1 pseudogene is annotated in these 415 nt (G+C 69.6%); it reads left to right on the top strand.

Features of this window, described 5'->3' with window-relative positions:
- Positions 1 to 415: pseudogene (gene carB / locus ADL29_RS10250) on the top strand (carbamoyl-phosphate synthase large subunit); the annotation flags it as partial.

Raw genomic sequence — 415 nt, 5'->3', positions numbered from 1 at the left:
GGCGAGGCGATGGCCATCGGCCGCAACTTCACCGAGGCGCTGCAAAAGGCGCTGCGCTCGCTGGAGAAGAAGGGCTCGCAGTTCACCTTCGTCGGGGAGATCGGCGAGATCGGCGACAAGCAGGAGCTGCTGGAGGCCGCCGTCCGTCCGACCGACGGCCGGATCAACACCGTCATGGACGCGATCCGCGCCGGGGCAACCCCCGAGGAGATCTTCGACCACACGAAGATCGACCCGTGGTTCGTGGACCAGCTGTTCCTCATCAAGGAGACGGCCGACGAGCTGGCCGCCGCCCCCGAGCTGACCCGCGACCTCATCGCGGAGGCCAAGCGGCACGGCTTCTCCGACGCCCAGATCGCGGAGATCCGGGGGCTGCGCGAGGACGTCGTCCGCGAGGTGCGGCACGCCCTGGGGG

It is taken from the genome of Streptomyces chattanoogensis (assembly GCF_001294335.1).
Classification (GTDB): domain Bacteria; phylum Actinomycetota; class Actinomycetes; order Streptomycetales; family Streptomycetaceae; genus Streptomyces; species Streptomyces chattanoogensis.
The sequence above is the reverse complement of the archived record's forward strand: the minus strand, read 5'-3'. Positions and strand labels throughout refer to the sequence as shown.